Consider the following 19,304-nt stretch of genomic DNA (forward strand, 5'->3'; position numbering starts at 1 on the left):
TGTAAAACCCCGATAGCCACTCCCGCATTCCGCGAGGGCTGGCCCGACGAAAGAGAGAATATTATGTTTGGAAAAGGCGGTCTGGGTAACCTGATGAAGCAGGCCCAGCAGATGCAGGAAAAAATGGCTGAAGCTCAGGAAGAAATCGCCAACATGGAAGTCACCGGCGAGTCCGGCGCGGGCCTGGTGAAAGTGACCATCAACGGGGCGCATAACTGCCGCCGCGTTGAAATCGACCCAAGCCTGTTGGAAGACGACAAAGAGATGGTCGAAGACCTCGTTGCCGCGGCGTTCAACGATGCGGCTCGTCGTATTGGCGAAGCGCAGAAAGAGAAAATGGCCGGCGTTTCCAGCGGCATGCAGCTGCCGCCTGGCTTCAAAATGCCATTCTGATTTTGCCGTAAATTCCCTTCTCCTTCCCGGAGAAGGGAGCCCACAATTATTCCTCCCCCAGCTCCTCGTAACGCTCCGCCAGATAATCTATTAGCGCCCGCACGGCCGGTAATTGCCCGCGCCTGGAGGGGAAGACCAGATGAATTATCTCCGCCCGCGCCCGCCATTCAGGCAGCACATGAACCAGGCTTCCGTTGGCTAGCTGTTCTCGCAGCATCAGCTTTGGCAGCTGTATCACGCCCACGCCTTCCTGCGCCGCGGTGCGCAGCGCAATCATATCGGTAGTAATAAAACGCGGCTGGTGATGGATCGTCGCTTCCTGGCCCTCTGGCCCAAGCAGGCACCAGCGGTAGGTTTGCTGCGGTCTGTCAAGGGCGAGGCTGGGCCAGCTCTGTAAATCCGCGGGGGAGGCGGGCATGCCGAACTGCTCAACCAGCTTCGGGCTGGCGACCAGGCACAGGCTGCGCACCGCCAGCTTGCGCATCACTAAATCGCTATCGTCCAGCGGCAGCGGGCGCACGCGAATGGCTAAATCGACGTTTTCATTCAGCACGTCTACCCTGCGGTTGGTCTCCTCCAGGTGGAGGGTTATCTGCGGGTATTTATTCATAAAGCCTGCCAGCATGGTGCCCACATGGATATGCAGCAGCGCAATCGGGCAGGTGAGGCGGATAAGGCCGCGCGGCTCGGCTTTCAGGGTGTCGATAGCTTCCTGCGCCGCTTCGGCTTCAATCATCATCGCTTTGCAGTGGCGGTAGAAAATTTGCCCGGCTTCGGTCACGGTAAAGCTGCGCGTTGAGCGCTGGAGCAGGCGAGTTTCCAGCCTCTCTTCAAGCAGCGCTATGCGGCGGCTAAGGCGCGACTTGGGGATGCCAATAACCCGGCTGGCGGGCGAAAAGCCTCCGTGTTCCACCACCTGCACGAAGTACCAGAGGTCGTTTAAATCCTGCATCTCTATTGTCCTGAATATGGAACACTGAGTCTACTTTAGCACTCTACCGGGCCTAGCGTCTTACGGGTAAGCTTTATGACATCAGAAACAATGCATGTGGAGAAGGATCATGAAATCAATTCTTGGCGTATACACGGCTCCGGCTTCCCACTGGGTGGGCGATGGTTTCCCGGTGCGCTCTTTGTTCTCTTACTCGAAATTTGCCCAGCAGCTTAGCCCGTTTTTGCTGCTGGACTACGCTGGCCCGGCCGAGTTTAAGCCGAGCAATAAAGGCCAGCGCGGCGTGGATCAGCATCCGCATCGCGGCTTTGAGACCGTCACTATTGTTTATAAAGGTGAGGTGGCCCACCGGGATAATGCCGGTAATGGCGGCGTAATTGGCGAGGGCGACGTGCAGTGGATGACCGCCGGGAGCGGTATTCTGCACGAAGAGTATCACTCTCCTGCTTTTAGCGAAGCGGGCGGCACTCTGGAAATGGTGCAGCTGTGGGTGAACCTCCCGGCGAAAGACAAAATGACGGCACCGCATTATCAGCCGATTACCGACGCCGATATTCCGGTCGTTGCCCTGCCGGACAATGCGGGTAGCGCCCGGGTTATTGCCGGTGAGTTTGCGGGCAGCAAAGGCCCGGCCAGAACCTTTTCGCCGCTGGGCATCTGGGATCTGCGCCTAAACGCACGGGGCGTAACCCGGCTTGAATTGCAGGATGGCTGGAATACCGCGCTGGTGGTGCTGAAAGGCACGGTGCTGGTTAACGGCGAAGAAGTGGTTCGCGAAGCGCAACTGGTGGTGCTGGACTCCAAAGGCGATAGCATAACCCTTGAAGCCAACAATGATGCGGTTGTCCTGGTGCTTAGCGGCGAGCCGCTGAATGAGCCTGTTGTCGGTTACGGCCCGTTTGTGATGAACAGCAAAGAGGAAATTCATCAGGCTATCGATGATTTCAATCAGGGACGTTTCGGCAAAGACATCGCGTAAAATTATCCCCCGGCGAGCAATCGTGCGGGGGATATCTTTTCCTATACCCGCTCGCGGGGCTAATGTTAGGCTATACCCCACTTTTTCCACACAAGTCTGAGCGATGCAAACCAGCCCTTTACTTTCAGCCCTTATGGAATCCCTGCGCTGCCTGCCCGGCGTCGGCCCAAAATCAGCCCAGCGCATGGCTTTTGCCCTGTTGCAGCGTGACCGCAGCGGCGGTATGCGTCTTGCCCAGGCGCTGACCCGAGCGATGTCGGAAATCGGCCACTGCGCGGACTGCCGCACTTTTACCGAGCAGGAAGTTTGCTCCATTTGCTCTAACCCGCGTCGCCAGGAAAACGGCCAGATTTGCGTAGTTGAAAGCCCGGCGGATATTCACGCCATCGAGCAGACCGGCCAGTTCTCAGGCCGCTACTTTGTGCTGATGGGGCATCTGTCGCCGCTGGACGGCATCGGCCCGAACGATATCGGCCTCGATCGTCTTGAGCAGCGCCTGGCCAGCGAGCAGATGAAAGAGGTTATCCTCGCCACCAACCCAACGGTTGAAGGCGAAGCCACCGCAAACTATATCGGCGAACTTTGTGCCCAGTACGGCGTGGAAGCCAGCCGTATCGCCCACGGCGTGCCGGTCGGCGGCGAACTTGAAATGGTGGACGGCACCACGCTCTCGCATTCGCTGGTGGGTCGCCACAAGATTAATTTTTAATCGGTCGGGGGAGGTTTTTCCCTCCTCCTGCTTGAAAAGGCACAAATCGCTACCATATCCACCTCAACGTTTTCTTCATCCCGTTTGATTTTGTTGAGGTATCAATGACCATGAAAGGACAAGAGACCCGCGGTTTTCAGTCAGAGGTAAAACAGCTTCTGCACCTGATGATCCACTCTCTTTATTCAAATAAAGAAATCTTCCTGCGTGAACTGATCTCCAACGCCTCCGATGCGGCAGACAAGCTGCGTTTTCGCGCGCTGTCGGACGCTAATCTGTATGAAGGCGACGGCGAACTGCGCGTTCGTGTTTCCTTCGACAAAGATAAACGCACGCTGACCATCGCCGATAACGGCATCGGCATGACCCGCGATGAAGTGATTGACCATCTGGGCACTATCGCCAAATCAGGCACCAAAGCTTTCCTCGAATCTATGGGTTCCGATCAGGCTAAAGACAGCCAGCTGATTGGCCAGTTCGGCGTCGGCTTCTACTCCGCGTTTATCGTGGCGGACAAAGTTACCGTCCGTACCCGCGCCGCTGGCGCCAGCGCGGATCAGGGTGTGTTCTGGGAGTCTGAAGGTGCGGGCGAGTACACCGTTGCCGACATCGAAAAAGCCGATCGCGGCACCGAAATCACCCTGCATCTGCGCGAAGGCGAAGACGAGTTCCTCGATGACTGGCGCGTGCGCTCTATCATCAGCAAATATTCCGACCATATCGCTCTGCCGGTTGAGATTGAACAGCACGAAGAGAAAGACGGTGAAACCATCGTCAGCTGGGAAAAAATCAACAAAGCTCAGGCGCTGTGGACCCGTAGCAAATCTGAAGTTAGCGAAGACGAATACAAAGAGTTCTACAAGCACATCGCCCACGACTTCACCGACCCGCTAACGTGGAGCCACAACCGCGTGGAAGGTAAGCAGGAATACACCAGCCTGCTGTATATCCCTTCCCAGGCGCCGTGGGATATGTGGAATCGTGACCATAAACACGGTCTGAAGCTGTACGTGCAGCGCGTGTTTATCATGGACGATGCCGAGCAGTTCATGCCGAACTACCTGCGCTTTGTTCGCGGCCTGATAGATTCCAACGACCTGCCGCTGAACGTCTCTCGTGAAATCCTGCAGGACAGCCGCGTGACGCAAAACCTGCGTAGCGCGTTGAGCAAGCGTGTACTGCAAATGCTGGACAAGCTGGCTAAAGACGACGCCGAGAAATACCAGACCTTCTGGAAAAGCTTCGGCCTGGTGCTGAAAGAAGGCCCGGCGGAAGACAGCGCCAACCAGGAAGCCATTGCTAAACTGCTGCGCTTTGCCACCACGCATACCGACTCTGCCGCGCAGACCGTGTCGCTGGAAGAGTACGTCTCCCGCATGAAAGAAGGGCAGGAGAAAATCTATTACATCACCGCAGACAGCTACGCGGCGGCGAAGAGCAGCCCGCATCTGGAACTGCTGCGTAAGAAAGGCATCGAGGTACTGCTGCTTTCCGACCGCATTGATGAATGGATGATGAGCTACCTGACCGAATTTGACGGCAAAGCTTTCCAGTCCGTGAGCAAAACGGACGAGTCGCTGGAGAAACTGGCGGACGAAGAAACTGAAGAAGCGAAAGAAGCCGAAAAGGCGCTTGAGCCGTTCGTTGATCGCGTGAAGTCCCTGCTGGGTGAGCGTGTGAAAGAGGTGCGTTTAACTCACCGCCTGACGGACACGCCGGCGATTGTCACCACCGACAGCAACGACATGAGCACCCAGATGGCGAAGCTGTTCGCCGCGGCGGGCCAGGAAGTGCCTGAGGTGAAATACATCTTTGAGCTGAACCCTGAGCACGCGCTGGTGAAACGCGTTGCCGATACCCAGGATGACGCGCAGTTCGGCGAGTGGGTTGAGCTGCTGCTTGACCAGGCTCTGCTGGCCGAGCGCGGGCAGCTGGAAGATCCGAACCAGTTTATTCGCCGTATGAACCAGCTGCTGGTTTCCTGAGCTGCGTTGATAAGCTGATAAAAACCACCTGCATCGTCAGGTGGTTTTTTTTACTTAAATTATTGGGCGCAGCAAACGCCTGAAAATAAATTAATTAAAAAAGTAAGGTTATTTCTCAGTCCGCAATGCGGATATTTGACGTTGAATTCCGGGCATTACAGCCACTGGATCTTGCTTTCCCAGCCTTTGAGTTCCATGCACTGATAAAATAACTTGTCGCGGCTTTCGCTATTTACGTCCATCACATAGCTTTCAATCTCCGGCTTTTTTACCGCCCGAGTTTTCTCTCCGTCACAATCATCTTTCTTGGTGCAGGCTTCATAGTAAGTCGTGTACTTAGTACGCTGTGCAACCTCGTTTCTCACCGGGAAAGTCTGCTGAGACTGGGTTTCACAGGTTGCGCGTGAGGTTGTGTACTCCTGCGCATTGCTGCGTGTTTTTACCCACTGCGACGCGCAGCCGCTTAACAGAAAACAACAGGTGAGGGCGATTAAGGTTTTATTCATGGCAGGTGCTCTTCCTCGTAGCAAAATAGTGCGTCCTTGTTGGCAGCCCGGTGTCTTATGCAGACGCCCGACCGTATTGAGCGTGATTATAATTGCCGCACATAAACCTTATATATATAGCCCACCCTTTTTATCAATCCGGCAGGATCTACGAATAATCCTGGAGCAGGTCGATGCCTGTAGAGAAAAAAATGATGTCTGGCTGAACCGATTCTGGCTTAAGCCGGAGCGGGAAAACGCCCGTAATCCAGGCGGGATCGAGGCTTCAGGCTGTAGCCTGACCCCCTCGCTTTCTTGTGATGATACCGCCTTTAGTGGTATGGTTTTCGCCTCAAATTCGATTGAATATTTAAACGTATGGGGAATTACGCAATGCGTATCATTCTGCTCGGCGCTCCGGGCGCAGGTAAAGGGACTCAGGCTCAGTTCATCATGGAGAAATACGGCATTCCGCAAATCTCCACCGGTGACATGTTACGCGCCGCAGTCAAATCTGGTTCAGAACTGGGTAAACAGGCCAAAGACATCATGGATGCTGGCAAACTGGTGACCGATGAACTGGTTATCGCCCTGGTAAAAGAGCGCATTGCGCAGGAAGACTGCCGTAACGGTTTCCTGCTGGACGGCTTCCCGCGTACTATCCCGCAGGCTGACGCCATGAAAGAAGCGGGTATCAATGTTGATTTCGTGCTGGAATTCGACGTGCCGGACGAGCTGATCGTTGACCGCATCGTGGGCCGCCGCGTACACGCCGCTTCCGGCCGCGTTTACCACATCAAATTCAACCCACCGAAGGTTGAAGGTAAAGACGACGTGACCGGCGAAGAGCTGACCACTCGTAAAGACGATCAGGAAGAGACCGTGCGTAAGCGCCTGGTGGAATACCATCAGATGACCGCTCCGCTGATCGGTTATTACTCTAAAGAAGCTCAGGCGGGTAACACCCAATACGCCAAAGTTGACGGGACTCAGGCAGTTGCTGCGGTCCGCGCTGAACTGGAAAAAATCCTCGGATAATTTCGGCTTCTAAAATCAATACCAGGGCCTGTCCCTGGTATTTTTTTGCCTGAAATTTCTCCTCTTGCTGTAATCGGTTCTCGTTTCGCTCTTTTACGTTACAATTGACGGCAATTTAAAGATAAGGGGTGGGAATGAATCAGGAAAAAATTGGCATCTTACTGGCTAACCTTGGCACACCGAGCGCCCCAACGCCCGCGGCGGTTAACCGCTATCTGCGTCAGTTCCTGAGCGACCGACGCGTGGTGGATACGCCGCGCCTGTTATGGTGGCCGCTTCTGCGCGGGGTGATTTTGCCGCTGCGTTCGCCGCGCGTGGCGAAACTCTACCAGTCTATCTGGATGGAAGAAGGTTCCCCGCTGATGGTTTATAGCCGTCGGCAGCAGCAGGCTCTGGCGCGGCAGTTGCCCGATACGCCGGTAGCGCTCGGCATGAGCTACGGCGAGCCTTCGCTGAAAAGCGCGGTAGACGATTTGCTGGCGCAGAACGTGACGCATATTGTTGTGCTCCCGCTTTACCCTCAGTTTTCCTGTTCAACCGTGGCTGCGGTATGGGACGAGCTGGGCCGAATTTTTGCTGACTACCGCAGCCTGCCGTCAATTTCCCTGATCCGCGATTACGCCACCGACGCCGGATATATCAACGCGCTCGCGGCATCGGTTAAACGTTCCTTTGCCGAACACGGCGAGCCGGACGTGCTGCTGCTCTCCTATCACGGCATTCCGCAGCGCTACGCGAACGAAGGTGACGACTACCCGCAGCGCTGCCGCGATACCACCCGGGAGTTGCTGAGCGTGCTTGAGTTGCCGCCGGAAAAAGTGATGATGACCTACCAGTCACGCTTTGGCCGCGAACCGTGGCTGATGCCGTATACCGACGAAACGCTGAAGATGCTGGCCGAAAAGGGCGTGAAGCATATTCAGGTGATGTGCCCGGGCTTCTCCGCCGACTGCCTGGAAACCCTCGAAGAAATGGCGGTCCAGAACCGCGAAGTGTTTATCGAGGCTGGCGGCACGAAGTATGAATACATCCCGGCGCTGAACGACGATCCGGCCCATATCGCGATGATGGAAAACCTGGTCGCCCGCTACCGCTAAATCTGCGCGTTGAAGAAACGCGCCCCGTCACGCAGAGCCGCATCGGCGGCTTTCATCACGCGTGAATAGTGCAGGAAGGCGTGCAGCGTGCCGGAATACTGTTTGTATTCGCAAGGCTGATGATGCGCCTTTAACGTCTGATACAGCAGGCGGCTGTCGTCGAGCAAAGGATCGAACTCTGCACCAGCGATAAAGCAGGGCGGTACATCGCGTGTGAGATCGTTATTGAACAGGCAGTAATACGGCGACTCGCGATCTGCCGCATCGCGCAGCAAGGCATTTTCGTACATCTCCAGATCCCGCCGTGTTAACCCATCCCACTCGCCGCCCAGCAGCCGGCGGCTGACGGAATCCTGTAGCCCATAAAGGCCGTACCACAGCAGCACGCCTGCCACTCTGCCGCAATGAATATCCCTGTCGCGCAGCCAAAGCGCGCTGGCGAGCGCCAGCATTGCGCCTGCCGAATCCCCGGCGAAGCCGATAGTGTCCATATTCAGTTGATATTCACCAGCCTGATGAGAAAAGTACCGGCAGGCGGCAATGGTTTCTTCAATCGCCTGCGGGAAGCGAGCCTCCGGCGACAGAGAATAATCAATACCTATCACCGTACACCGGGAGTAGCTGGCCAGCAGGCGCATAATACGGTCGTGCGTGTCCAGGTTGCCCAGAATAAAGCCGCCGCCGTGCAGGTAAAACAGCGTGGCTTTGCTGCCCGGTTGCGGGTGATAGAGGCGCGTGTTAACCGCCCCGTAAGCCGTGGGAACCTCACATTCCCTCGTCTCCATTTGCGGTGCGCCTTCATTCCAGTAGCGGCGCTCGAGGGCATAATGCTGGCGCATCGCCGGGTAATCGTTAGTCGAGGGCCACGGCGGGAGATCATTCTGCCGTACGTTGATGGCCGCTTTCATCTCGTCCGAAATAAGGTCGAGAACGGGGATTTTGTTTTCCGGCTTCATAAGATGCTCCTGGTGAAATTGCATCATTTTAGAAACTGAGAGCCGGTAAACCGGGACGCTGCCTTCTGATATTGAAACTTTGCGCCACGTCGCGCTCGCCGGGAGGAATGTGCTACCATGCGCGGCCCAGTTGGCCACTCTTAAACACATTCATGAAATTTCCCGGTAAACGCAAGTCCAAACACTACTTCCCCGTTAGCGCCCGCGATCCGCTGCTTCAGCAAACTTTGCCTGAGTCCGAAAGCGGATCTTCATGGATCGTCGGTATCGATCAAACATTGGTGGATATTGAAGCCAAAGTGGATGACGAGTTTGTGCGGCGTTACGGGCTGAGTTTCGGCCACTCGCTGGTCATCGAGGATGACGTTGCCGAGGCGCTTTATCGTGAGCTGACTGATAACAATCTGATTACCCATCAGTTTGCCGGCGGCACCATCGGCAATACGATGCACAATTACTCGGTGCTGGCCGACGACCGTTCGGTTTTACTCGGGGTGATGTGCCGCAATATCGAAATAGGCAGCTATGCCTACCGCTACCTCTGCAACACCTCCAGCCGGACCGATCTCAACTATTTGCAGGGCGTTGACGGCGCGATTGGTCGCTGCTTTACGCTGGTTGGCGAGCAGGGCGAGCGTACCTTTGCTATCAGCCCGGGGCATATGAATCAGCTGCGTCCCGAGAGCATTCCGGAAGAAGTGATTGCCGGAGCTTCCGCACTGGTGCTGACCTCCTATCTTGTGCGCTGCAAGCCGGGTGAGCCGATGCCGGACGCCACGATGCAGGCGATTAGCTGGGCGAAAAAACATAACGTGCCGGTCGTCCTGACGCTGGGAACCAAATATGTGATTGCCGAAGATCCGGCCTGGTGGCAGGCGTTTCTGCGCGATAACGTGTCGATTCTGGCGATGAATGAAGAAGAGGGCGAAGCGCTGACCGGCGAAAGCGATCCGCTGCTGGCGGCCGATAAGGCGCTCGACTGGGTTGATTTAGTGCTTTGCACCGCCGGGCCGGTTGGCCTCTATATGGCGGGCTACACCGAAGAAAGCTCGAAACGCAAAACTCAGCACCCGCTGCTGCCGGGGGCGATTGCCGAGTTTAACCAGTATGAATTCAGCCGCGCGATGCGCCTGAAGGATTGCAGCGAGCCGCTGCGTATCTACTCCCATATCGCCCCATACATGGGCGGCCCGGAGAAGATAATGAACACCAACGGCGCGGGTGACGGGGCGCTGGCCGCGCTGCTGCACGATATTACCGCCAACAATTACCACCGCAGCAATGTGCCCAACTCCAGCAAGCATAAGTTTACCTGGCTGACCTATTCGTCGCTGGCTCAGGTTTGCAAATATGCCAACCGCGTAAGCTATCAGGTGCTGAACCAGCATTCTCCGCGCCTGACCCGGGGGCTGCCGGAGCGCGAAGATAGCCTGGAAGAGTCATACTGGGAGCGCTAAGCAAAAAAGGCTGACGTGTTTAGCGCCAGCCTGAATGAATAAGGGGTGAGCCGGGCAGCCCACCCCAAAAAGTGATTTATCCCGTCACCGCTTCCTGAGCAACCGGCGGAACCAGCAGCCCAAGCATAGTATTGGCAATCTCTCTTTCCCCCATCACAACCTGATTTGCGCCGCGTTCGGTGATGTAGTCCACTTCATCGTCGTAATGGGCGCGGGCAATGATTTCGATATCCGGGCATTTCTCTCTGGCTGCGGCGACTATCTCCCCGGCCTCATAGCCGTTCGGGATAGTCAGCAGCAGCCAGCGGGCGCAGTCGAGGTGCGCCAGATTCATTATTTCTTCATTGGCGGCATTGCCCAGCACGGCGCGAATACCGCGCTCGCGCAGCTCATCGACGCGGCTGCGGGAGGTTTCAATCACCACCAGCGGCACGCCTTCGGCAATCAGCTTTTCACCGAGCAGGCTGCCAACGCGGCCGTAGCCGACCAGCAGCGCGTGGTTGCAGATATCCACCGGGATCTGTTTTTCTTCTTCGATAGCTTCCTCCAGCGTTTGCTCGTCCAGCGTCTCGGTTTTTTCCAGATAACGCTCGAGGATAGCGAACAGAATCGGGTTGAGCATAATCGACAGAATTGCCCCCGCCAGCACCAGATTTTGCCCGGTCTGCGGCAGCAGGTTCAGCGCCATGCCGAGGCCCGCGAGAATAAACGCGAACTCGCCGATTTGCGCGAGGCTGGTGGCAATTGTCAGTGCGGTACGCTGGGAGTGGCCAAACATGCGCACCAGCAGGAAAGCGGCCAGCGACTTACCGAAGATGATAATCGCCAGCGTGCCCAGCACGGCCAGCGGCTCCTGGATAAGGATCAGCGGGTCAAAGAGCATACCTACCGAGACAAAGAACAGCACCGCAAAAGCGTCGCGCAGCGGCAGCGTGTCGTGCGCCGCGCGGTGGCTAAGCTCGGACTCGTTCAGCACCATCCCGGCAAAGAAAGCGCCGAGGGCGAAGGAGACATCAAACAGCTCAACCGCGCCGAAAGCGATGCCGAGCGCCAGCGCCAGCACGGAGAGGGTAAACAGCTCGCGGGAGCCGGTTGCCGCGCTGCGCGCCAGGATCCACGGCACCAGACGGCGGCCGACCAGCATCATCAGGGCAATAAAGGCGGCCACTTTACCGATGGTAATAGCCATATCAAGGCTAAGCGAGGCCAGGCCAACGTCGCCTTTTTCCAGCATGCCGGCAACCGCAGGCAGCAGCACCAGCGTCAGCACCATCACCAGGTCTTCAACAATCAGCCAGCCGATGGCTATCTGCCCTCGCTGGGTGTCGATTAGCTGCCGCTCCTCAAGGGCGCGCAGCAGCACCACGGTGCTGGCGGTCGACAAACAGAGACCAAACACGATGCCGGTCATTATCGACCAGCCCATCAGCCAGGAAAGCGCCATGCCCAGCAGCGTCGCAACGCCTATTTGCGCGATTGCGCCGGGGATGGCGATGGCCTTTACCGCCATCAAATCCTTCAATGAAAAATGCAGCCCGACGCCGAACATCAGCAGAATCACGCCTAATTCTGCTAACTCGGGGGCCAGTTTGGTATCAGCGACAAAACCAGGGGTAAAGGGACCTGCCAGCACGCCAGCTAATAAATAGCCCACCAGAGGAGATATGCGCAGCTTATTAGCCAGCATACCGAGTAAAAAAGCGAGCACGAGACCACCAACAATGGTGGTGATAAGCGGTGTGGCGTGATGCATTCCGTCTCCTTTGGTTAGCCGATGTTCCAAAAACTTTCTGTTACACAGTTTATGACAATTTCGCTCTCAGCGTTTATGAATAATTGTTGAATTTTGGATAAAAAGCGCATTTCGGTAAAAAAAAGGCCCTGAGTAGCATTTAACTCAGTTATCTGGGGGAGTGACTGAAACTGTATGGGGGCGGGGAGCGGCCAAAGCAACACTTTGGCCGCTAAAAGTCAGGATTTATGGCGGTTATCGGGTAGGAATATTGTCATAATGCCGAGTAACGGCAGGAAGGCACATATTTTGTAGACCAATTCAATGCTGGAGTGGTCGGCAATCACCCCAAGCACCGCGGCACCGAGTCCACCCATCCCAAAGGCAAATCCGAAAAACAGCCCGGAAACCATACCGATACGTCCCGGCAGTAGCTCCTGGGCATACACCAGAATAGCCGAGAAGGCGGAGGCCAGAATAAAGCCAATGATGACTGTCAGCACGCCGGTCCAGTAGAGCGAAGCATAGGGTAAAACAAGGGTAAACGGCGCGACGCCGAGGATTGACCCCCAAATCACGTATTTTCTACCGATTTTGTCGCCCAGAGGGCCACCGATAACCGTCCCTGCCGCAACCGCAAACAGGAAAGCAAACAGGTGGATCTGGGCGTTTTGTACCGAGAGTCCGAATTTTTGCATCAGGTAGAAAGTGAAGTAACTGCTGATGCTTGCCATATAGAAATATTTGGAAAATATCAGCAGCAGCAGAATGGAGACCGCCAGAATGACTTTATTACGCGGCAGCGGGTTAACCACCTGCACAGGCGGGCGGCCCTTCGCGATTCGATGCTGAGCGGCGTACCAGCGGCTGATTTGCAGCAGCACAATAATGGCCAGCAGCGCGGCCAGCACGAACCAGGCGACATTGCCCTTGCCGTATGGCGCAATAATAACTGCCGCCAGTAATGGCCCCAGCGAGCTGCCGAAGTTACCGCCCACCTGGAACAGCGACTGCGCCAGGCCGTGACGGCCGCCGGAAGCCATGCGGGCAACGCGGGACGATTCGGGGTGGAACACCGACGAACCGGTGCCGACCAGCGCCGCGGCGACCAGTACGGCAGGGAAGCTCCCGGCCAGCGCCAGTAGAACCAGGCCGCAAAGGGTGAAGCACATACCAATCGGCAGCGACCACGGCATCGGGTATTTGTCGGTGTAGTAGCCCACCAGCGGCTGTAGCAGCGAGGAAGAGAGCTGGAAGGTCAGGGTTATCATCCCAATCTGCATAAAGCTCAGGGAGAACTCGGCCTGCAGCAGGGGATAGATAGCCAGAATCAGCGATTGAATCATGTCGTTAAGCAGGTGGGAAAGGCTGATGGCTCCGAGGATCCCAAATGCGGTGCGCGCTTTTTTTTGCTCCGGGGGCGTGCCCGGCTGGGTGAGGGTTTGAGAACTTGCCATAATTACCTGTAGAAAACGTTTATTGTTTTTAGAGCGGGCTACGCAGGAGATAGCCCGGGATAAATCGTTACCCTGCTAACATACCTGCGCCGCGGATTTGAAGGAAGTCGCATTTCGGAAAAGTTAGTTGTCTATCCTGAAGGCTATCTGGTATTTCTGCGCAGTTACATTTTGACATGGAGATTTGCAATGCGGTTTGCTACAAAAACAATAACCACGGCGCTGCTGGTGGCATTGAGCTTAACCAGCGCGTCGGCGCTGGCCTGGGAAAAAGACAAAACTTACAAAATCACCATTCTGCATACCAACGATCATCACGGCCATTTCTGGCGCAATGAATATGCCGAGTATGGCCTGGCGGCGCAAAAGACGCTGGTGGACAGCGTGCGTAAAGAGGTTGCGGCCGAAGGTGGAAGCGTGCTGCTGCTCTCCGGCGGGGACATCAATACCGGCGTGCCGGAGTCTGACTTGCAGGATGCCGAGCCGGACTTCCGCGGCATGAGCCTGATTGGTTATGACGCGATGGCGGTAGGCAACCATGAATTTGATAACCCGCTCTCCGTTCTGCGCCAGCAGGAAAAATGGGCGAAGTTCCCGCTACTGTCGGCCAACATTTACCAAAAAAGCACCGGCGAACGCCTGTTCAAGCCTTATGCGCTGTTTAAGCCTCAGGGTATTAAGGTGGCGGTTATCGGCCTGACGACCGACGACACGGCGAAAATCGGCAACCCTGAATACTTCACCGACATAGAATTCCGCAAACCGGCCGATGAAGCCAAACTGGTGATTCAGGAGCTGCAAAGCACCGAGAAGCCGGATGTGATTATCGCCGCCACCCATATGGGCCACTACGATAACGGCAATCACGGCTCAAACGCACCGGGCGATGTGGAAATGGCGAGAAGCCTGCCGGAAGGCGCTTTGACGATGATTGTGGGTGGTCACTCACAAGATCCGGTTTGTATGGCGGGCGAGAATCAGAAACAGAAGGATTATGTTCCGGGGACGCCTTGCGCGCCGGACAAGCAAAACGGCACCTGGATTGTCCAGGCCCACGAGTGGGGCAAATACGTCGGGCGCGCGGACTTTGAGTTCCGTAATGGCGAAATGAAACTGGTGCATTACCAGCTGATCCCTATCAACCTGAAGAAGAAAATCACCTACGACAACGGGCAAAGTGAGCGCGTACTTTACACCCCGGAAATCCCTGAAAATCAGCAAATGCTCTCCCTGCTGACGCCGTTCCAGAACAAAGGCCAGGCGGCGCTGAAGGTGAAAGTGGGCAGCGTTAACGGGCATCTGGAGGGCGACCGCAGCAAAGTTCGCTTCGTGCAGACCAACCTGGCCCGCGTGCTGCTGGCGGCGCAAATGGCGCGTACCAGTGCCGATTTCGCGGTGATGAGCGGCGGCGGGGTTCGTGACTCCATCGAGGCCGGTAACATCAGCTATAAAGATGTGCTTAAGGTGCAGCCGTTTGGCAACACCGTGGTGTATATCGATATGAACGGCAAAGACGTTGAGGAGTACCTGACGGCCGTGGCGCAGAAAACCCCTGACTCCGGCGCTTATCCTCAGTTCGCCAACGTGAGCTTTGTTTCTACCGGCGGCAAGCTTAGCGGCCTGAAAATCAAAGACCAGCCTGTCGACCCGGCCAAAACCTACCGCATGGCAACCCTGAGCTTTAACGGCACCGGCGGCGACGGTTATCCGGAAATCGATAAAAAGCCGGGCTATGTCAACACCGGCTTTGTGGATGCGGAAGTGCTGAAGCAGTACATCGAACAGAACTCACCGCTGGACGTGAATGCTTACCAACCTAAAGGCGAGGTGAGCTGGAACTAAGCGTTAATCCAGGCGGGCGATGTCGGCGAAACGGGCATCCAGCAGTTTTGCCAGGTCGCTCGCCGCCAGCTCGATATCCAGCCCGCGTTTGCCGCCGGAAATATAGATGGTGGCAAACGTCTGCGCCGGTGCGTCAATCACCGTTGGCAGGCGTTTTTTCTGCCCCAGCGGGCTAATGCCGCCGACCAGATAACCGGTGATGCGCTGGGCGACCATCGGGTCAGCCATCTCAACCTTCTTCACGCCAAGCGCCTTCGCCACCTTTTTCAGGTCAAGCTGTCCGGCGACCGGCGTCACCGCCACCGCCAGGTGTTTCATATCGCCATTTAGCGCCACCAGCAGCGTTTTATAAACCTGGTCGGCGTTCAGCCCCAGCTTGCGAACCACTTCGTCGCCGAAGTTGGTTTCCAGCGGATCGTGCTCATAGGCATGGATTTGAAAGCTGATTTTGTTTTTTTCGAGGAGTTTTACCGCGGGAGTCATGGTTTCCTTCTTTCTTAGTTGTTTTGAAAACGCACAAAATAGTAATCGTAGTGATATACTTGGAGAGTAATATAGCGCTACATAATAGTGATGGCGCAAATCATCACATTGAGCGACAATTCAGCTTCGGTTGCTTCGGCAGCCGAGGATAAACAGAATAATAAATGAAATTCCTCTTTGACGGGCCAATAGAAATATTGGCCATTTTTTTACCCTTTTTTCAGTAATTCCGGCAAGTTACCTTCACCGTAAAGATGCAGCGCCCCCACCGCAACCACATAGCGCCCGGCCGGCAGTTGCTGAAGAAAATCCCGCCACTGATGGTTTCGCTGATGCATCAACACATCGTACAGCTCATCGCCGAAGGTGTTCGGCAGCGCAATATTTCCCTGTTGGGGCGGCGTTTCCAGCCACCAGCCAATCATAATTTGTAATAAGCGCGCGTTGGTGTGCCAGTGGGTAAGCGTATCGTTTAACAGCGACATACCGCCGTTCGGCAGCGCCGTCAGCAGGTCAATCTGGCTTTGCGCCCCCTCCAGCTCGGTAACGGGCACCCCAAAGCGCTGCGCGGCTTCAAGCAGCTGATAGTCGATGCCGTAATCTGGCCGCAGCCCAAGCCGCTGCGCCTGATGTGCCTGCATAATTAAGGCGACCTGCCAGGCTGGCTGGTTTTCAATGCTGCTGAGCGAGAGGCCAAGCTCGTCGCACAGGGTCACGACCTGCTGATAAGTCTCAGGTTCAAGGCGCTGTTCAAGGCTGATTTCTGGCTCGATATTGCTAAACGGCGAGCCGCCGGAACTGACATCCGCTTCGACAATCAGCGCATCCGCCGCGCGCAGCTTACCGATTAAGCGCTCGGACAGCGGGGCCATATCACGAGTCCCCATATGGATACTGCCCACCAGATGCAAATGGCGTTTACCGGGGAGGGTGACATCGAGAGCGGGCCAGGGATAAGTAGAAGCCGTCAGGCCGGAAAACAGTGAGCTAATACGTTGAAACAAACCCATATCGCGATTCCCTGGCAAAAAAGCCATGCTAACGCCGCGGGCCGGAAGGGGGAAGTAAAAAGTCATCCGGGCCGGTGAAGGCCCGGATGAGCGGGAGGTCAATCTTTTGGTTTAAAGCGCAGCAGGCGGTTAGCGTTGCTTACCACGGTAATGGAAGAGAGCGCCATTGCCGCCCCGGCAACCACCGGGTTGAGCAGCGTGCCGGTCAGGGGATAAAGCACGCCTGCGGCAATCGGGATGCCAAACGAGTTGTAGACGAAGGCACCCAGCAGGTTTTGCTTCATATTTCGCAGCGTGGCTTTTGAAATAGCCAGCGCGTCGGCAACGCCCACCAGGCTGTGGCGCATCAGCGTAATCGCCGCGGTTTCAATAGCCACATCGCTGCCGCCGCCCATTGCTATCCCCACGTCGGCCTGGGCCAGCGCCGGAGCATCGTTGATGCCGTCCCCGACCATAGCAACCTGGCGACCCTGCTGCTGAAGCTGCTTAATGGCTTCGGCCTTGCCGTCCGGCAGCACGCCCGCTATCACCTCATCAATACCGGCCTCTTTGGCAATCGCATTGGCGGTAACCGGGTTATCGCCGGTGAGCATCACCAGACGGTAGCCGTTGCGGTGCAAACGTTGCAGGGCGCTGATGCTGTCTTTACGAAGTGGGTCGCGGACGGCCAGCAGCGCCATCAGTTTCCCATCCACCGCCAGCAGAACCGGCGTTGAGCCAAGCCGTGCCTGGGCATCAATACTTGCGGCAAGCGCCTCCGTTTCTACGCCCTGCTCGTCGAGCAGCGCTTTGTTACCCAGCAGAAGCTTGTGTCCTTCCGCCTCGCCGCTAACGCCCAGCCCGCGCAAGGTGCGGAATGAACTAACCTCCGGCAGCGTTGCGTCACCCGCTTTTTCGATAATAGCCCGTGCCAGCGGGTGGCTGGAGCCTTGTTCAAGCGCGGCAGCCAGGCGCAGAACCTGGTCCGCATCCACGCCCGGCAGGGTTTCAACGGCAACAACCTGCGGTTTGCCTTCGGTCAGGGTGCCGGTTTTATCGAATACCACGGTATCGAGCGTGCTGGCGCGCTGCAATGCGTCGGCATCCCGCACCAGAACCCCAAATTCGGCGGCGCGGCCTACGCCGGAAATAATCGACATCGGCGTGGCAAGCCCAAGGGCGCAAGGGCAGGCGATAATCAGAACCGTGGTGGCGATAACCAGGGTATAAACAATTTGCGGCGCAGGGCCGACGAAGTACCAAACTGCGGCGCTAAACAGGGCAATCAGCACCACTATCGGCACAAATACCGCAGAGATTTTATCCGCCAGCTGGCCGATTTCCGGCTTGCTGCTCTGTGCCTGGCGAACCATGCGGATAATGCGCGACAGCGTGGTGTGGCTGCCGGTTGCCGTGGCGCGGAACAGCACGCTGCCGTCCTGCACAACGGTGCCCGCGTGAATGCCGTCGCCGTTTGATTTTTGCATCGGTATCGGCTCGCCGGTCAGCATTGCTTCGTCGAACCAGGCTTCGCCCCGGGTAATCTCGCCGTCAACCGGCACGCGGTCGCCCGTTGCAAGGCGCAGCGTCATCCCGGCGGTAACTTCGGACAGCGGCAGCGTTTTTTCACCTTCTTCCGTGACCACTCGTGCGGTTGGCGGCGTCAGATCCAGCAGGCGTTCGAGCGCTTTCGAGGAGCGCTGGCGAGCGCGCTGCTCAAGCATATGGCCGAGATTTATCAGGCCGATGATCATCGCGCTGGCCTCGTAGTAGAGGTGGCGAGCTTCCATCGGGAAGTGTTGCGGCCAGATATTCACGGTAATCGAGTAGAGCCATGCCGCGCCTGTGCCGAGGGCGACCAGCGTATCCATGGTGGCCGCGCGGTTCATCAGGCTGCGCCATGCGCTGCGGTAGAAATGGCCGCCGGCAAAAATCATCACCGCCAGCGTCACGACGCCGATTGCCAGCCACAGGGAACGGTTACTTTCGGTGACCATCATATTGTCGCCGATCATCCCCCAGACCATCACCGGAATGCCGACGGCGAGGGCGACAATGGCCTGCCAGCGGAAGCGCTTCATGGCGGCGTTAGCCGTCTCCTGCTGGCGTTCACGGCGTTTCTGGTCGTCTTCAATGGCTTCTGCGCCGTATCCGGCACTTTCTACGGCTTTAATCAGAGATTCTGCGGAGGCGGTGCCCATCACCAGCGCGCTGCGCTCCGCAAGGTTGACCCGTGCCTGGCTGACGCCCGGTACTTTCTGCAGAGCGTTCTGCACCCGTGAGACGCAGCTGGCGCAGCTCATTCCGTCGATAAGCAGCTGTCGGCTGTCATCTTCGGTTGAGGCTGCCGGAAGCGAAGGGGCGACCGCTGTCAGTGCTTCCGACGGAGTTGATGACTCTGCCAGCGGTTCAGCCTTTGGGTGGCTGGCGACTTCTGCGCCGTATCCCGCTTCTTTAACGGTTTCTACCAGAGCTTCCGGCGTAGCGCTGCCGGTGACGCGGGCGTGGGTTTGCGTCACTTCCGCCTGCTCAACGTCCGAACGCTGTTCGAGGCTTTCTTTAACGCGTTTTACACAGTGGCCGCAGGTGAGGCCGTCCAGATTCAACTCTACAATGTGTGACATCGTCAGACTCCTGTACGATTACGAGGTGAAATATTGACCGAAAAGGAGATTCGGTTAACTATGATGAAGGTTAAACCTTCCATCAAGGGGAAGGTCAAGGCTTTAAATTTCTGAAGGCTAAGTTGT

At 56.6% G+C, this 19,304-nt stretch carries 16 protein-coding genes; 8 read left to right on the top strand and 8 right to left on the bottom strand.

The window, feature by feature from the left end:
- The first annotated feature begins 63 nt into the window (after positions 1–63).
- Positions 64–393: a YbaB/EbfC family nucleoid-associated protein gene (locus ACG1VR_RS05775; protein WP_016537652.1), complete on the top strand. Its 330-nt coding sequence runs from the start codon at positions 64–66 to the stop codon at positions 391–393.
- Positions 394–439: 46 nt separating this feature from the next.
- Here the strand turns inward: ACG1VR_RS05775 and ACG1VR_RS05780 are convergent, their stop codons facing one another.
- Positions 440–1,345, bottom strand: coding sequence for a LysR family transcriptional regulator (locus tag ACG1VR_RS05780; protein WP_395490437.1), 906 nt, complete (start codon positions 1,343–1,345; stop codon positions 440–442).
- A 109-nt stretch (positions 1,346–1,454) separates the two neighbouring features.
- Here ACG1VR_RS05780 and ACG1VR_RS05785 point away from each other — a divergent pair, with 109 nt between their 5' ends.
- From ACG1VR_RS05785 to htpG, 3 genes are all read left to right on the top strand, one after another.
- Positions 1,455–2,324 carry a pirin family protein gene (locus ACG1VR_RS05785; protein ID WP_395490438.1) on the top strand — a complete coding sequence of 290 codons (870 nt, stop codon included), beginning with the start codon at positions 1,455–1,457 and terminating at the stop codon, positions 2,322–2,324.
- A 103-nt stretch (positions 2,325–2,427) separates the two neighbouring features.
- On the top strand, positions 2,428–3,033 hold the full coding sequence (gene recR, locus ACG1VR_RS05790) for a recombination mediator RecR (protein ID WP_039898577.1): 606 nt from the start codon (positions 2,428–2,430) through the stop codon (positions 3,031–3,033).
- Between the two features lie 110 nt (positions 3,034–3,143).
- Positions 3,144–5,018, top strand: coding sequence for a molecular chaperone HtpG (gene htpG / locus ACG1VR_RS05795; RefSeq protein ID WP_039899387.1), 1,875 nt, complete (start codon positions 3,144–3,146; stop codon positions 5,016–5,018).
- A 155-nt stretch (positions 5,019–5,173) separates the two neighbouring features.
- On the opposite strand, the gene ACG1VR_RS05800 is transcribed toward htpG, so the two are convergent.
- Entirely contained in the window at positions 5,174–5,524 is a 351-nt protein-coding gene (locus ACG1VR_RS05800; RefSeq protein ID WP_227318793.1) for a hypothetical protein, read from the bottom strand.
- 372 nt (positions 5,525–5,896) lie between these two features.
- On the opposite strand from ACG1VR_RS05800, the gene adk reads away from it, so the two are divergent.
- Both adk and hemH read left to right on the top strand, forming a co-directional pair.
- Positions 5,897–6,541 carry an adenylate kinase gene (gene adk / locus ACG1VR_RS05805; protein ID WP_039898575.1) on the top strand — a complete coding sequence of 215 codons (645 nt, stop codon included), beginning with the start codon at positions 5,897–5,899 and terminating at the stop codon, positions 6,539–6,541.
- A 134-nt stretch (positions 6,542–6,675) separates the two neighbouring features.
- Positions 6,676–7,638: a ferrochelatase gene (gene hemH / locus ACG1VR_RS05810; RefSeq protein ID WP_172569256.1), complete on the top strand. Its 963-nt coding sequence runs from the start codon at positions 6,676–6,678 to the stop codon at positions 7,636–7,638.
- Here hemH and aes read toward each other — a convergent pair.
- The gene (gene aes, locus ACG1VR_RS05815; RefSeq protein ID WP_395490439.1) at positions 7,635–8,594 is read right to left on the bottom strand and encodes an acetyl esterase; all 960 of its coding nucleotides are present in this window, start codon (positions 8,592–8,594) and stop codon (positions 7,635–7,637) included. The two genes, hemH and aes, sit on opposite strands and share 4 nt — an antisense overlap.
- Positions 8,595–8,746: 152 nt before the next feature.
- On the opposite strand from aes, the gene ACG1VR_RS05820 reads away from it, so the two are divergent.
- Entirely contained in the window at positions 8,747–10,051 is a 1,305-nt protein-coding gene (locus ACG1VR_RS05820) for an inosine/guanosine kinase (protein ID WP_395490440.1), read from the top strand.
- A gap of 76 nt (positions 10,052–10,127) precedes the next feature.
- Here the strand turns inward: ACG1VR_RS05820 and ybaL are convergent, their stop codons facing one another.
- Positions 10,128–11,804 carry a YbaL family putative K(+) efflux transporter gene (gene ybaL / locus ACG1VR_RS05825; RefSeq protein WP_016537641.1) on the bottom strand — a complete coding sequence of 559 codons (1,677 nt, stop codon included), beginning with the start codon at positions 11,802–11,804 and terminating at the stop codon, positions 10,128–10,130.
- Positions 11,805–12,022: 218 nt separating this feature from the next.
- A complete protein-coding gene (locus tag ACG1VR_RS05830; RefSeq protein ID WP_016537639.1) occupies positions 12,023–13,240 on the bottom strand; it encodes an MFS transporter in 1,218 nt (405 codons plus the stop codon).
- Between the two features lie 189 nt (positions 13,241–13,429).
- Here ACG1VR_RS05830 and ushA point away from each other — a divergent pair, with 189 nt between their 5' ends.
- Positions 13,430–15,082 (top strand): bifunctional UDP-sugar hydrolase/5'-nucleotidase UshA, encoded by a 1,653-nt coding sequence (gene ushA / locus ACG1VR_RS05835; protein ID WP_395490441.1) that lies wholly within the window; start codon positions 13,430–13,432, stop codon positions 15,080–15,082.
- A 3-nt stretch (positions 15,083–15,085) separates the two neighbouring features.
- Here ushA and ybaK read toward each other — a convergent pair whose 3' ends face one another.
- The 3 genes from ybaK to copA form a co-directional block, all read right to left on the bottom strand.
- Positions 15,086–15,565, bottom strand: coding sequence for a Cys-tRNA(Pro)/Cys-tRNA(Cys) deacylase YbaK (gene ybaK, locus ACG1VR_RS05840; protein WP_016537637.1), 480 nt, complete (start codon positions 15,563–15,565; stop codon positions 15,086–15,088).
- A 209-nt stretch (positions 15,566–15,774) separates the two neighbouring features.
- Positions 15,775–16,575: a TraB/GumN family protein gene (locus ACG1VR_RS05845; protein WP_395490442.1), complete on the bottom strand. Its 801-nt coding sequence runs from the start codon at positions 16,573–16,575 to the stop codon at positions 15,775–15,777.
- Between the two features lie 98 nt (positions 16,576–16,673).
- Positions 16,674–19,178 (bottom strand): copper-exporting P-type ATPase CopA, encoded by a 2,505-nt coding sequence (copA, locus tag ACG1VR_RS05850; protein ID WP_395490443.1) that lies wholly within the window; start codon positions 19,176–19,178, stop codon positions 16,674–16,676.
- Positions 19,179–19,304: the final 126 nt, after the last annotated feature.

The sequence above is a fragment of the Cedecea davisae genome, from assembly GCF_044095835.1.
Classification (GTDB): Bacteria; Pseudomonadota; Gammaproteobacteria; order Enterobacterales; family Enterobacteriaceae; genus Cedecea; species Cedecea davisae.

What these genes read in the sequence shown, in the direction of transcription:
- ACG1VR_RS05775 (WP_016537652.1), top strand. Translation starts at nt 64, where the DNA reads ATGTTTGGAAAAGGCGGTCTGGGTAACCTGATGAAGCAGGCCCAGCAG.
- ACG1VR_RS05780 (WP_395490437.1), bottom strand. Translation starts at nt 1,345, where the DNA reads ATGCAGGATTTAAACGACCTCTGGTACTTCGTGCAGGTGGTGGAACAC.
- ACG1VR_RS05785 (WP_395490438.1), top strand. Translation starts at nt 1,455, where the DNA reads ATGAAATCAATTCTTGGCGTATACACGGCTCCGGCTTCCCACTGGGTG.
- recR (WP_039898577.1), top strand. Translation starts at nt 2,428, where the DNA reads ATGCAAACCAGCCCTTTACTTTCAGCCCTTATGGAATCCCTGCGCTGC.
- htpG (WP_039899387.1), top strand. Translation starts at nt 3,144, where the DNA reads ATGAAAGGACAAGAGACCCGCGGTTTTCAGTCAGAGGTAAAACAGCTT.
- ACG1VR_RS05800 (WP_227318793.1), bottom strand. Translation starts at nt 5,524, where the DNA reads ATGAATAAAACCTTAATCGCCCTCACCTGTTGTTTTCTGTTAAGCGGC.
- adk (WP_039898575.1), top strand. Translation starts at nt 5,897, where the DNA reads ATGCGTATCATTCTGCTCGGCGCTCCGGGCGCAGGTAAAGGGACTCAG.
- hemH (WP_172569256.1), top strand. Translation starts at nt 6,676, where the DNA reads ATGAATCAGGAAAAAATTGGCATCTTACTGGCTAACCTTGGCACACCG.
- aes (WP_395490439.1), bottom strand. Translation starts at nt 8,594, where the DNA reads ATGAAGCCGGAAAACAAAATCCCCGTTCTCGACCTTATTTCGGACGAG.
- ACG1VR_RS05820 (WP_395490440.1), top strand. Translation starts at nt 8,747, where the DNA reads ATGAAATTTCCCGGTAAACGCAAGTCCAAACACTACTTCCCCGTTAGC.
- ybaL (WP_016537641.1), bottom strand. Translation starts at nt 11,804, where the DNA reads ATGCATCACGCCACACCGCTTATCACCACCATTGTTGGTGGTCTCGTG.
- ACG1VR_RS05830 (WP_016537639.1), bottom strand. Translation starts at nt 13,240, where the DNA reads ATGGCAAGTTCTCAAACCCTCACCCAGCCGGGCACGCCCCCGGAGCAA.
- ushA (WP_395490441.1), top strand. Translation starts at nt 13,430, where the DNA reads ATGCGGTTTGCTACAAAAACAATAACCACGGCGCTGCTGGTGGCATTG.
- ybaK (WP_016537637.1), bottom strand. Translation starts at nt 15,565, where the DNA reads ATGACTCCCGCGGTAAAACTCCTCGAAAAAAACAAAATCAGCTTTCAA.
- ACG1VR_RS05845 (WP_395490442.1), bottom strand. Translation starts at nt 16,575, where the DNA reads ATGGGTTTGTTTCAACGTATTAGCTCACTGTTTTCCGGCCTGACGGCT.
- copA (WP_395490443.1), bottom strand. Translation starts at nt 19,178, where the DNA reads ATGTCACACATTGTAGAGTTGAATCTGGACGGCCTCACCTGCGGCCAC.